The organism is Actinomadura sp., assembly GCF_044508335.1.
Taxonomy (GTDB): Bacteria; Actinomycetota; Actinomycetes; order Streptosporangiales; family Streptosporangiaceae; genus Spirillospora.
In genome coordinates this window covers 19332-32031 of the sequence record NZ_JBIQHY010000083.1, presented here as the reverse complement: position 1 = coordinate 32031, position 12700 = coordinate 19332, and the positions used below count along the sequence as shown (strand labels likewise).

Annotated in this window: 9 protein-coding genes; 5 read left to right on the top strand and 4 right to left on the bottom strand. The window is 70.2% G+C overall.

The window, feature by feature from the left end; all coding sequences use genetic code 11:
• Positions 1-9: 9 nt before the first annotated feature.
• A complete protein-coding gene (locus ACIWVC_RS24345; RefSeq protein WP_396452345.1) occupies positions 10-384 on the bottom strand; it encodes a MarR family winged helix-turn-helix transcriptional regulator in 375 nt (124 codons plus the stop codon).
• 102 nt (positions 385-486) lie between these two features.
• On the opposite strand from ACIWVC_RS24345, the gene ACIWVC_RS24340 reads away from it, so the two are divergent.
• Positions 487-1938, top strand: a complete 1452-nt coding sequence (locus ACIWVC_RS24340; protein ID WP_396452347.1) for an MFS transporter — start codon at positions 487-489, stop codon at positions 1936-1938.
• A 414-nt stretch (positions 1939-2352) separates the two neighbouring features.
• On the opposite strand, the gene ACIWVC_RS24335 is transcribed toward ACIWVC_RS24340, so the two are convergent.
• Both ACIWVC_RS24335 and ACIWVC_RS24330 read right to left on the bottom strand, forming a co-directional pair.
• Entirely contained in the window at positions 2353-4740 is a 2388-nt protein-coding gene (locus ACIWVC_RS24335; protein ID WP_396452349.1) for a VIT domain-containing protein, read from the bottom strand.
• Positions 4737-5588 carry a MerR family transcriptional regulator gene (locus tag ACIWVC_RS24330; protein WP_396454613.1) on the bottom strand — a complete coding sequence of 284 codons (852 nt, stop codon included), beginning with the start codon at positions 5586-5588 and terminating at the stop codon, positions 4737-4739. The genes ACIWVC_RS24335 and ACIWVC_RS24330 overlap by 4 nt, the downstream gene beginning before the upstream one ends.
• Positions 5589-5977: 389 nt before the next feature.
• Here ACIWVC_RS24330 and ACIWVC_RS24325 point away from each other — a divergent pair, with 389 nt between their 5' ends.
• The gene (locus tag ACIWVC_RS24325; protein ID WP_396454612.1) at positions 5978-7735 is read left to right on the top strand and encodes a hypothetical protein; all 1758 of its coding nucleotides are present in this window, start codon (positions 5978-5980) and stop codon (positions 7733-7735) included.
• A gap of 145 nt (positions 7736-7880) precedes the next feature.
• Complete coding sequence (locus tag ACIWVC_RS24320) at positions 7881-9155, top strand: NlpC/P60 family protein (protein WP_396454611.1); 1275 nt, start codon at positions 7881-7883, stop codon at positions 9153-9155.
• 193 nt (positions 9156-9348) lie between these two features.
• Here the strand turns inward: ACIWVC_RS24320 and ACIWVC_RS24315 are convergent, their stop codons facing one another.
• Positions 9349-9840, bottom strand: a complete 492-nt coding sequence (locus tag ACIWVC_RS24315; RefSeq protein WP_396452356.1) for an inorganic diphosphatase — start codon at positions 9838-9840, stop codon at positions 9349-9351.
• Between the two features lie 163 nt (positions 9841-10003).
• Between ACIWVC_RS24315 and dacB the strand changes: the two genes are divergently transcribed.
• Both dacB and ACIWVC_RS24305 read left to right on the top strand, forming a co-directional pair.
• Entirely contained in the window at positions 10004-11380 is a 1377-nt protein-coding gene (dacB, locus tag ACIWVC_RS24310; RefSeq protein WP_396454610.1) for a D-alanyl-D-alanine carboxypeptidase/D-alanyl-D-alanine-endopeptidase, read from the top strand.
• Between the two features lie 155 nt (positions 11381-11535).
• Complete coding sequence (locus ACIWVC_RS24305; protein WP_396452360.1) at positions 11536-12645, top strand: zinc-dependent metalloprotease; 1110 nt, start codon at positions 11536-11538, stop codon at positions 12643-12645.
• Positions 12646-12700: the final 55 nt, after the last annotated feature.

Sequence of the window (12700 nt, the reverse complement as noted above, 5' to 3'; positions counted from 1 at the left end):
CGGGGCGGGTCAGGGCCCGAGCTTCTCGGCGAGGATCTTCAGGTGTGTCTCGCGGGCCTCGGCGTGGCGGCGGCGGCCGGCCTCGGTGAGCTGGACGAAGACGCCGCGGCGGTCGTCCCTGCAGAGGTCGCGTGTGACGTAGCCGTTCTTCTCCAGGCGGGCGACCGTGCGGGACAGTGCGCTCTGGCTGAGCCACATCGCCGCGGCGATCTCCTGCATGCGGCGCTTCTCACAGTCGAGATCGACCAGGCGGTCGAGGGTCTCGTACTCGCTCATGCTCAGGCCGTGGGCCTCCTGGAGGGCGCGGTCCAGAGCGCACGCGACCGTGTTGTAGCAGGTCGCCAGCTCGCGCCACCGGTCGACCAGAGCAGCCTTCGCCTCCATGGCGCGGATCGTACCATGCGCGCGCATCAGATGCATCCACATTAAATTCCGAAGAATTTAGTGCGTGGACATTTGATGCATGTGCATGTACTGTCCTGCGACGTGGCTATCACCGACACCTCACCTGTCATCACCGTCCGTCCGCCGGACGCCGAGCGTGCGCCGGCCGAACAGATCTGGACTCCCCGGCTGTGGGGGATCCTTGCGGTCCTGTGCGCCGTGATGTTCCTCGACGGGCTCGACGTCTCGATGGTGGGCGTCGCGCTGCCGTCCATAGGCACCGAGTTGGGCCTCTCCACCACGTCGCTGCAGTGGATCGTGAACGGGTACGTCCTCGGCTACGGCGGCCTGCTTCTGCTCGGCGGGCGCACCGCCGACCTGCTGGGACGCCGCCGGGTCTTCCTGGCCGCACTCGCCGTGTTCGCCGCCGCATCACTGGTGGGCGGGCTGGTGGACAACGGCACCCTGTTGATCGTCACCCGTTTCGTCAAGGGGCTGGCGGCCGCCTTCACCGCCCCCACCGCGCTGTCCATCCTGACCACCACGTTCCATGAGGGACCTGCGCGGAACCGCGCACTGTCGGTGTTCTCCGTCTTCGGCGCCAGCGGTTACTCGTCCGGGCTGATCCTCGGCGGTGCGTTGACCAGCTTCGGCTGGCGGTGGACGTTCCTGACGCCCGTCCCGCTCGCGATCATCGCGCTCGCCGCGGGATTCGCGCTGATCCCGCGGGACCGGCCCGCGGCCGGCGGCGGCCACGACATCGTCGGCGCCGTGACGCTGACCGGCGGCATGCTGCTCGCCGTCTACACCGTCGTGTCCGCACCCGACCGCGGCTGGCTCGACCCCGTCACCCTCGGGTCCCTCACGCTCGCGATCGCGCTGCTGGCGGGCTTCGTGTTCACCGAGAACAAGGTGCGGCACCCGCTGATCCGGCTGGGCATCCTGCGGATCGGCTCCATCATCCGCGCCAACCTGAGCATCGTCGCGCTGTTCGGGTCGTACCTCAGCTTCCAGTTCATGATGACGCTCTACCTGCAGGACGTCCTGCGCTGGTCGCCGCTGAAGATGGCGATGGCCCTGCTGCCCGCCGGGCTGCTCGTCGCCTTCGGTTCCCCGTTCGTCGGGCGCCTGATCGACCGGTACGGGACGCCGCGTCTGATCATCAGCTCCATGACGTCGCTCAGCCTCGGCTACGGCTGGTTCCTGGCCACCGCCGGGAACGCTCCGCACTACATCTTCACGATCCTGCCGACGATGCTGCTGCTGGGCGGCGGGTTCGCGTTCGGGTTCAGCTCGATCATGGCGCAGGCGACGGACGGGATCGACGACTCCGAGCAGGGGCTCGCCTCCGGCCTCGTCCAGACCTCGGGCCAGGTCGGCGCCGCCCTGGTCCTCGCCGTGGTCACCGCACTCGTCGCGGGCGGGACCGCCGCCGGCGGCGATGGCTTCGCCGAGTTCCACCCGGGCGTCAACCTGGTCAGCGCCGTCGCGGTCGTCGGCCTGGCACTGAACTTGATCCCTCTGCTGCGCCGCTACCGCCCCAAGCACACCTGATCACCCCCCAACCTGCGGGGGAGCGCCGCCCTGGGCGCTCCCCCGCACTTGCGCGCTCGGCGCCGTACGAGGCTGCCCGACGTGTGTTGGTTGTGCGCTGGGCGTTTGCAGGCATTAGCGCCTCCTGTGGCTGTTGTGGTCGAGGCGCGGGGTCTCACTTGGTGCTGTGACGGGGGTGTGAGCATCCTCGGTGGGTGATGTGTTGCGGTGCGGCCGCTTGCGGCTGCTGTTGTGGCCGGGCGTGGCTGCCTCCGGTGGATGCTGTGGCCGGGCGTGGCGACCCCGCGGGCTGCTTTGCCGGGGATGTGGGCGTCTGGGAGTGGGGTGTTGTGGTGAGAACGGGGGTGGACTTGGCGAATGCTGGGGTTGGCGTGCTTGCGCCCCCCGGCAGGGTGTGCCGGGGGGCGGTTGTGGTTACTTTCGGCGTTTCCAGAACGGGGTGCGGGGTGGGGTTTGGCCTGTGAAGTCGGTCAGGACCTGGATGGTGCGGCTCCAGTGGTCGTTGATGGTGGGTTGGTCTGCGGTGGGCTGTAGGCGGCGTAGGTCGTCGCGGAGGGTCACCAGGGTGGTTGCGTCCAAGTACTGGGCCTCCATGCGCTGGATGATCGAGTCGAGCATCGGGATGAGTTCGGCCAGCAGGTAGTGGGCGCGCTGGTCCTCCGGCAGTTCCCGGAGGCGGTCGAGGACGTTGGACAGTTCCTGCTGGAAGCCGGTGAGGGCGGGGACGCTGCCGGACCGGCCGGGGGCCGGGCCTCGGCCGGCCGATCTGCCGAAAGGGCGGCCCGAGGGCGGGGCACCGGGGGCCGGGCCGCTGTACGGCGGTGGGGCCGCACTTGCGGAGGGGGGCATGCCGGCGGGCATGCCGCTGGGGGCCGGCGGGGGTGCGATGGGCGCCGGTGCGGCCGCGAATGCGGCATGTGCGGCTCGTGGGGCGGGTGCGGGCGCCGCCCAGCCTCGGGGGGATTCCACCGGCTGGACGACCTGGTGCGGGGTTCCGCCCTCGGTCACCACCCGGCTGTCCACGGCCACGAATGCCGTGAAGCGGCAGAGGACGCCGAAGCGGAGCGAAGTCTCCACGATGCGTCGTTCCAGGTCGTCGGCGCCGCCCACCGTGTAGCGGTCTTCGAGGTCCCGCAGGTGGGCGCGGGCCCAGATTGAGGTGGTGGCGCGGTCGGTCGATGTGATGCCGGTGGCGCGCTGCTCCCAGGGGGTTCCGTCTGAGGCCGTGCCTCGGATGGAGAGGGCGCCGGACGGGGAGCCGCGGAACCGGCCGGTGATCACCAGGGGCACGCCTGGGAACAGCGCACCGAGGCGGGCCGGGGCCACGGAGTCCGGGACGATCTCCAAGCCGTCCGCCTGCAGGGTGAGGCCGGTCGCGATCGGCGCGGCGATCCGGTGGTGGATGTGCTCCATCGCCTCGTCGAGGCGGTCCTCGGATTCGACGAGTTCGCAGCGTCCCCGGCCGATGGAGGCGAGCCGGTTCAGGAAGCCGGCGTTCACGGCCTGGTCGATGCCGACCGTGTGGACGCGGACGCCGTGGAGCCGTGGTTCCAGGTGGGCGAGGAGCTGGTCTTCGTTGCCGACCTGCCCGTCGGTGATGAGGACGAGCACGCGGTCGCGGGTGGAGTCGGCGAGCAGGCGGCAGCCTTCGTCGAGCGGGGTGAGCATCTCCGTGCCGCCGCGGGCGTCCAGCGTCGCCAGGTGCTCTACGGCGCGGAACCGGTTGCGGTCGGTGCCGTCCGCGAGGGCGGCGCCGAGGTCGCGGGGGCGTTCGATGACGGTGTCGAAGGAGAGGACGGCGAACCGGTCCTCAGCGCGGAGCGTGTCGACGATGCGGGCCGCGGCGCGGCGGGCGGCGACCATCTTCCATCCGTGCATGCTGCCGGAACGGTCGAGGACGAGGACCACGTCGCGCGGGCTCGGCCTGGCGTCGCCGGAGGGCAGCACGGTGAAGTTGAACGTCCCCTCGTCTCCCGCCTCGTCGGGGACGAGGCAGAGGGCCGCGGCCTCGTGCGGGGCGAAGTCGAGGCGCAGGATGAAGTCGCGGTCGAGGCGCTCGCCCGGCTGCAGCCGGATGGTCGTACGGTCGCCGTCGGCCTCCTCGCCGACTACGTGCAGGGCGGACCGGATCGCGGTCAGGGGAAGCCCGGCCGCATCGATGTCGACAGTGACGGCCAGGCGCACCGGGTTGGGGAAGCCGGGCAGGAGGACGGGCGGGCTGATGCGGGACGCGTCCGGTACGGCGTCGGTGTCGTCCGCCACCCCTGGGCCGGTCCGCTCGCCGTCCAGCGGGGCGCCCGGGATGTAGCGGGGGGCCACCACGAGCGGGAAGCGGAACGTCGCGCTGGAGGCCGACTCGTGCGGCAGCGGCTGGTCGAGCGTCAGCCTGATGGTCACCCGTTCGCCCGGCAGGATGTTGCCGACCCGCATGCTGAACACGTCCGGCCGGTCTTCCTCGGCGATCGCGGCGCGCCGGCCCGCGGCGATGGCGGCGTCGTAGTCCTGCCGGGCCTGGGCGCGTTCTTTCAGCGTCCCTTCGATGACGCGGTCCGCGGCTTCCATGCGGAGGGCGGTCACGGCGGCGCGGTCGGGGAGAGGGAAGATGTAGGTGGCCTCGAGCGGCATGTCGAACGGGTTGCGGAAGCCCTGGACGACCTCGATGCCGGCGGCGAGACCGGTGATCGACGCGTGCACGCCGACGGAGTCGAGCGGCAGGTTGCCCTTGTCGGTGCTGAGCGCGCCGAGCCCGCGGTCGGAAGCCGCGGGTTCGGTCTCGGGTAGCGGCAGGATGCGCACGGTCACTGGGACCTCCGGAAATTGGCTTCGGGCGGATGTGCGGGGCTTTCGGCGGGGGTGACGAGACCGCGCCGGCGTAGCTCGGCCAGCAGCGGCCGCGCGGCGGCGTCGATCGCGGCGAGGTCGTCGTCGCTGAGGGCGGGACCGTCCAGGAGGAGGGTGAGACCGGGGGCCAGCCGGACTCCTTGGACGACTGCGGGCAGCGGCGTGCCGTAGCCGGCGGAGACGGTCGCTGTCTCGCGGTACGACACGTCAGGTCGGACGGCCCAGAAGTTGGCCTTTTCGGCGGGCGTTCCGTCCTTCGAGGCCCGTGGAGCCGTCGTGGATTCCGGCGCTTCCCGCCTGTGAGCGCGAGTGGTGGGCCTTCCTTGGTGCGGCGAACCCGTCGGGATCCCGGGCGGGTTCGCGCTTCCGGAGTCGCCGGCTCGGGCGGTCGGCCCTGGACCGCCCGCGGCGGGGGCCGCAGTCTGCGGGTGGTCGTCCGAGGAGGGCGGCGAGCCGGCCGGGAGTGGGGCGTCGCCTGTCGTGGTGGACGGGTCGGCGGGGAGGGCGGCTATCCGGGCGAGGGCCTCGTCGGTGGCGGCGGCGAGTTCGACCTGGATCTCCGCGATGGACCGGCCCTCGGCCTGGCGGCGTTTCACCGCGACCAGCTGGAGGAGGTGGCGGGGCCCGTACAGCGCGATACGGCCGCGGCGGCCGAGCGGCGGGTCGACCAGGCCGATCGTGGTGTACCAGCGGATCAACCGGGTGTTGGGGAGATCGCGCACCCGGCCGCTGACCTGCGCGGCTCCGTCTGCCGCGAGGGCGGCGGCGGCGCGTTCCGCCAGCTCACCGATCGTCCAGGTGTCGTCCATGGCTCGATGATGACACTGTCATCGTGACAGTGTCAAGCAGAATCGAAGATCGATTGCGTTCGGGGCGGGCGCGGCGCCTCGGGTGCTCGCTCGGCGTCCGTGCGATCGGCCGATGCGGCTTCTTCGTCGATCATGAAAACGGTCTTGATGCGAATAGGTCGGCCGAATTCGACACTTCACCGTTCGTCATGTCCCGATCGCTCGTTGATAGGTCGACCTGGTCACGGCAATCAACTGATACTTGCAGGATGTCGGCCATACCGCCTAAAGCTCTTATTTGCGACACTCCATGAGAGTTGACCGGATAGCGCAAGAACGATGTTCGGTGCCCGAGTTTGATCTTCTGAAATGGCCAGTAAAGAACCCGGGAATCCTTTACCTTTTCTGGTATGAACGACCATCTCCTGGTCGAGGCGCTACGCGAGCGCGATCCCGGCGCCACGGCCGCGGTGTACGACGCCCATGCCCACCGGCTCTACGCGTACTGCTGGTTCCGGTTGCGGTGCCGTGACACGGCGCAGGTCGCCCTGCGCGACACGTTCATCGTGGCTGAGGCGCACATTGGCAAGCTGCGCGATCCCGACCGGTTCAGGCCGTGGCTCTACGCGATCGCCAGGCTGGAGTGCGAACGGCGGATGCCGCCCAGGGCCAAGGTGCCGGACGTGCCGGTCGCCAGCCATGACCAGGAGGACGTCGACCAGCGCATCACGGCATGGCACGCGGTCCTGGCGCTGCGTCCGTTCAGCCGGGACATCCTGGAACTGAGGACCAGGCGCAGGCTTTCGGTCCTCGACCTGGCGGCAGTGTTCGGCCTGTCCCTGCGAGACGCCCAAGAGGCGCTGGACCTCGCGCACGGCGAACTGGAAGAGGCGCTAACGGCGGTGATACTCGCGCAGCAGGGGCCTTATGGCTGCACCGAGCGCGCGATGCTGCTGCGAGAACGCTCCGACGAGCTCACACCCGATCTGAGTAGGCGGCTGATGGAGCACGCAAAGGCGTGTTCCGCATGTGGAGCGTTCCGTCCCAAATCCGTGTCGGCCAAGAAGGTGTACGGGCTGCTGCCGGATCCGCGACCGGCGGCGGAAATGCGGCTGCGGGTGATGAGCTGCTTCCAGGACCCGGAGCTGGTCGGTTACAGGCTCTTCGTGGCTACCCGCGTCACCGAGTTCACCTCTGACGGTTTCCCTGTTGCCGCCTCACGGTCGGGGCGACGGGTCCGTTCTGCCGGCGGGCGCTCACGGTCCGGGCGCTTCCACAAGGGTTCGGCTGCGACGGACGAGGCCGGCGTCCGCGCGCAGGTCATCCGGGCGGCCATGGTGCTGGCGGTGGTGGCCGTGCTGTCCGGAGGCGGGGTCGGCTCAATGTACGGGCTCCTGGGCCCGGCCCGGAGGTCCCCGGAGACGACGGCGGATCCACGTCCGACAGTGATCCCGGGTATCTCGCAGGAGCCTCAGACGGGGCGGCGATCCGAGACGTCGCCGGGGCTGGGAACTCTTGAGGCCGCCCCCGTGTCCGCCACATTCCCGCTCGGCGCGCGTGCGTCGTCCGCGCCAACGACCGCCCTGTCCGAACCGCCCCTGGTGCCGGTCTCCGGGACGGAGCCGACCGGCGCCACAGGCGTCCTCGCGGTCTCACCCCTCTTCCTTGACTTGGCAGGGGGTTCGGACGGCTCCATAGAGGTGCGCGCAGAAGGCGGACCACTGACGTGGAAGGCGAAGACGCGGGGACCGATTCGAGTCCAGCCGTCATCGGGGCATCTTCAAGCCGGCCAGACCATGACCGTGCTCGTCCACGTCTCGCGGCGTCCGGACGCGCACGGGGAGGGCGCCATCACCTTCCAGCCAGGGGCGACCCAGGTGCATGTCACGTGGCGGCAGGACGCGCCACCAGCCGCCGGACCCTCGCCTCAGCCAACGGACTCCGACCCCACGACTCCTTCTACGCCGCCCAGCACACAGCGGCCGGGCAGCCCGAAGCCGACGCCACCCGAGACGCAGCGGCCGGAGAGCCCTCAGCCGTCCCCATCGGAGCCCACGACGCCCGTTCCGACACCGTCCTCCAGCAACCCCCCAGAGCCGACGCCGTCTCCGACGGAACGCTCGTCCGAAAGCGCCTCCCCGACCGCGACCGCGACCCCCACCGCATGACCACGATCTCCACTGCATGACGAGGAAACCTCCGACAGTTGAACCGCGGTAGGAGTGGCGGAACTACTGGCCATTGCCCGAGACAACTACTCTTCGTAGGTGATCGTTTGCGCTAAGCAGTGCATCCCCGGGGGAGGACGTGCTCATGGCATCTGGCGCAGCAGACACCCGCCGCCGTCGTGCGATACCGCCCCCTGCACGGAGCACGACGCTGCGGCTGGTCGCCCTCACCTCCGGCCTTGCGATCGGAATGAGCCTGCTGGTGCCGGTGGCGTCCGCGCGTCCCTCCGCTGACCCCGGCCCCAGCGCCCGGGACGTGGAACGGAGCGAACGCCAAGTAAGGGAGCGGGCGGCAGAGGTCGGCCGGACGAAAGCCAGACTCGCCCAGGCGGACGGTGAACTGCACCGGCTCGCCGCCGCCGCGGAGGCCGCGATAGAGCGGTACAACGGCGAACAGGTGAAACTGGCCCGCTCGCAACAGTCCTACAGGGACGCTCAAGGCCGCCTTGCGGAGGCCGACGAACGCGTGGAACAGACCAGGGCGGAACTGGCGTCGTTCGCTGCCCGGGTCTACCGGGACAACACCGGATACGACCAGATCTCGTCGGCGCTCGTCGGAGACGGCGGTCCGCAGGGATTCATGGACCGCGCCGGCATGGTCGAGATGCTCGCCAAACGGCGAACCGCCATGGTCCGCCGGGTCGAGGCGTCCAAGACCGTCGCGGACGTGTTCCGCCGCCAGGCGGACACCGCCTTGAAGGAACAGCAAGCGGCCACCCGACGTGCGGACGAGGCCAGGCGGGTCGCGCAGGAGGCCGTGGCGAGGCAGCAGGCGTCCGTACAGCGCATCGAAGCTGAAAAGCGGCGCCTGGAGCGTCGGCTCGGTGCCGCGCAGGCCCGCGCCGCACGAGTCAAGCGCGCGCGGGAAAAGGCCCGCGAGAAGGCAGAGGCACGGAAGGCCCGCTCGCTCCTCACCGCCTCCAGCCCTTCGGTCGCGGGGCTGACCTCGTCCACGCGCGGCGCCATCGCGGCCAGGGCGGCGCTCAAATGGCTCGGCACACCGTACTCATGGGGCGGAGGCAACGCGTTCGGGCCCAGCTACGGGGTTGAGCAGGGCGCGGGCACGGTCGGGTTCGACTGCTCGGGCCTCGCCATGTACGCGTGGAACAAGGCCGGTGTACGGCTCGACCACTGGACCGGCACTCAATGGACGTCCGGCCCCCATGTCCCGATCAGCGCGCTGCGTCCGGGAGACCTCGTCTTCTTCGCCACGGATCCGTCGGACCCGGGCACCATCCACCACGTCGGCATCTACATAGGCGACGGCCGGATGGTGGAGGCTCCCTACACGGGCGCCAGGGTCCGCATATCGAGCATCTACCGGAGCGACCTGATCGGCGCTACGCGCCCGTCCGGATGAGCATGGCCTCCGTACAGCGGCAGGGACGGCGAAACCCCTCCCGCGCGGCGTTCCGCACGGAAGGGGTCCCTCGCGAGTCGCGTCGCGGAGCGGCGGGGAGCGGATCAGCGCCGTCCGTGATTCCCGGCCCGTCCCGTCGTCCCCGGCAGGGCCCCGGCATGGCCCGGCCGGTCAGCGGGCGGCCGGGCGGCGCTCAGTGGCCGCCCTGATCCGCGGCGCGCTTGAGGGAACGCTCGATCTCCAGTTCGGCTTCTACACGCCCCACCCAGCTGGCGCCGTCGACGGACTTGCCGGGTTCCAGGTCCTTGTAGACCTCGAAGAAGTGCTGTATCTCCAGCCGGTCGAACTCCGCCACGTGATGGATGTCGCGGAGGTGCTCCATACGGGGGTCGGTGGCGGGCACGCACAGGACCTTGTCGTCACCACCGGCCTCGTCGGTCATCCGGAACATGCCCACCGCGCGGCAGCGGATCAGGCACCCGGGGAACGTCGGCTCCTGGAGCAGGACGAGCGCGTCGAGCGGGTCGCCGTCCTCCCCTAGGGTGTCCTCGATGAACCCGTAGTCGGCCGGGTACTGCGTCGAGGTGAACAGCATGCGGTCGAGCCGGATGCGCCCCGTCTCGTGGTCCACCTCGTACTTGTTCCGCTGGCCCTTCGGGATCTCAATGGTGACGTCGAAATCCAAGATGTCCTCCGCTCCCTGCGCGCTCGCAGTGAATAGTGTCTCGGGAGCCCGTGGGTGAGGCCGGCCCCACAGGGCTGGGTGTTCCCTCGTATAAGGATGTCGCACGTTGGTGAGTGCTGAGTGGGAGAGGGGCGGTCACGTGCCTGGACGGGGCCGAGCCCTCGTGATCCTGTCGCTGTCCCTCCTTAACGTTTTCACCGTCACCGCCGGGCTGGCAGTGGCGAAACTCACACCCGACCGGCATCTGTCCCCGCAGCCGCCGAGCGTGGCGGCGCGCGACCTCGTGCGCGTCCCGGCGTCGTCGGTCGTGGTCCCCGCCGCCGATCCCGGTTCGGGCCGCCCACCTAACCCGTCCGTCCTGGCTGGACGGCTGTCGGCGCTGATCGGCGGCCCGCAGGCGAAGATCAATGCGGTGGTGGTCGACGCGGAGACGCGGCGGCCCCTGTACGAGCTGCGGGCCGACCGGCCCGCCACCCCCGCGTCGACGACGAAACTGGCGACGTCGGTGGCGGCGCTGGCGACGGTCGGACCGGCGCACCGGATCACCACGCAGGTCGTGCGCGGCACCGGCGGCGGGATCGTACTGGTCGGAGGCGGGGATCCTACCTTGACGGCTCTTCCACCGCGTCCGGGGGCCTCGCATCCGCCCTATGCGTCGCTCCGGGAACTGGCCCGTCAGACGGCTTCCGCTCTCAAGGCGTCCGGTGTGGGCCAAGTACGGGTCGACTACGACGTGTCCGCGTATCAGGGGTCCCGTACGGCCGCTGGGTGGAAGCCCAATTACCTACCGGACGGCGAGGTCGCCCCGGTGACCGCGCTGACTGTGGACGAGGGGCGTGTCTCCCCCCTGGACCCGTCCAAGAAGACACGGGTTTCGGATCCACCTGCCTCCGCGGCGAAGGAGTTCGCGCGTCTGCTGACCAGAGAAGGGGTTCAGGCCAAGGCCGGGCGCAGGACGGTCGCTCCGCAGGGGGCGGCACGGCTCGGGGCCGTCCAATCACCGCCGATGTCCGCTCTGGTGGAGCATCTACTGACCGAGAGCGACAACGATGTGGCTGAAGCAGTGGCTCGCCAGGTCGCCATCAAGATGGGGCGTCCGCCGACGTTCGCGGGTGCCGCGCAGGCCGTCCGGCAGGTTCTGGCCAGGCTCGGTGCGGCGGAGGGCGTGTCGGTCAACGACGGCAGCGGATTGTCGCCACGGAACCGGATCTCACCGATCGCCCTCGCACGGATCGTCTCGCTGGCCGCCGGCGAGAAGCACCCAGAGCTCCGCTCGGTCATCACGGGGCTGCCCATCGCAGGGTTCTCGGGCACTCTGAGCCCGCCGCGCTACACGAGTGCGTCCAGCAGGGCGGGCGCGGGGATGGTGCGGGCCAAGACCGGCACTCTGGCGGGTGTCAGCACGCTGGCCGGGCTCGCCTACGACGCCGACGGCCGACTGCTCGCGTTCGCCTTCATGGCGGGGGACGGGAAGGGGCCGGTCGATCCGGGCAAGCTTGACCGACTGGCAGCCGCGGTGGCCGCCTGCGGCTGCGGCTGACCCGGCGTACTACCGGACATGTCGCGCTCTGCAGGAGATAACGCGTGTGGCCGGGATCGTACGGGAGATAACCAGAACGGTTGTTCGTTGAACGACCCAGCAGGGGCGCCTCGGCGCCGTCTCCGAAACGTACGGTGGAGTACATGAGCGCCTCAATGATCGACTGGAACGTGGCCGTTCAGGCCGGAACCCGGCTCGTCAGGCCGGGGCCGCAGGTCAGCTATGACGAGGCCCGTGAGGTCGTGACGGAGCTGCGCGAGCTGTCGAAGGCCGCCCACGGCCATGTGCGGGACTTCACCGGCATGGCCTCCGAACTCGACCCCGACCCCGCGACGATCGTGGACCGCCCCGGGTGGATCCGCGCGAACGTGGACGGTTTCCGGGTTGTGCTCGAGCCGCTCATCGAGCAGATGACCGAGCGGCGCGGCCCGGGCCCGCTCGGCGGTGCGGGGAGCGTGGTCGTGCAGGCCGTGGGTTCCCGCGTGACCGGTATGCAGGTGGGCGCGATCCTCGCCTACATGGCCAGCCGTGTCCTCGGGCAGTACGAGCTGTTCCTGCCCCCGGACCCGACAGGGCGTGCCGCGACCGGGCGGTTGACGTTGGTCGCCCCCAACATCGTGCACGTCGAGCAGGAGCTGGGTGTGGAGTCGCGCGACTTCCGCCTCTGGGTGTGCCTCCACGAGGAGACGCACCGCGCCCAGTTCACCGGCGTTCCCTGGCTGCGGGAGTACGTCCAGGACCAGATGACCAAGTTCCTGCTCGCCTCGGACCTCGACCCGGGCGCGATGCTCGACCGCATCCGGGACGCGGCCGAGGCCGTGGCGGACGCGGTGCGCGGCGGTGACGCCAACCTCATCGACGCGATCCAGAGCCCCGAGCAGCGCGAGATCCTCGACCGGCTCACCGCGGTGATGACCCTGGTGGAGGGCCACGGCGACTACGTGATGGACGCGGTCGGGCCGGAGGTCGTGCCGTCCGTCCAGCAGATCCGGTCGCGTTTCCAGGGGCGGCGCGAGGGCGGCACCAGGCTGGACAAGACGATCCGGCGCCTGCTCGGCATCGACCTGAAGATGAAGCAGTACGCGGAAGGATCGCGTTTCGTCAGGCGGGTCGTCGCCGACGTGGGCATGAGCGGCTTCAACCAGGTCTGGGAGGCGCCGGAGACCCTCCCCACGCACGATGAGATCAAGGAACCCGCCCTGTGGATCGCCCGTGTCGTCGGGCCCAAGGCCATCGATACACCGCCGCAGGCCAACGAAGCCTGAGCCTCACGAGAGTCCTCGTCGACCGTTGCCCTGGGCATGCCCCAGGGTTCGAGGC

Coding starts and splice junctions, on each gene's coding strand:
- ACIWVC_RS24320 (WP_396454611.1), top strand. CDS start 7,881: ATGGCATCTGGCGCAGCAGACACCCGCCGCCGTCGTGCGATACCGCCC.
- ACIWVC_RS24325 (WP_396454612.1), top strand. CDS start 5,978: ATGAACGACCATCTCCTGGTCGAGGCGCTACGCGAGCGCGATCCCGGC.
- ACIWVC_RS24330 (WP_396454613.1), bottom strand. CDS start 5,588: ATGGACGACACCTGGACGATCGGTGAGCTGGCGGAACGCGCCGCCGCC.
- ACIWVC_RS24305 (WP_396452360.1), top strand. CDS start 11,536: ATGATCGACTGGAACGTGGCCGTTCAGGCCGGAACCCGGCTCGTCAGG.
- ACIWVC_RS24345 (WP_396452345.1), bottom strand. CDS start 384: ATGGAGGCGAAGGCTGCTCTGGTCGACCGGTGGCGCGAGCTGGCGACC.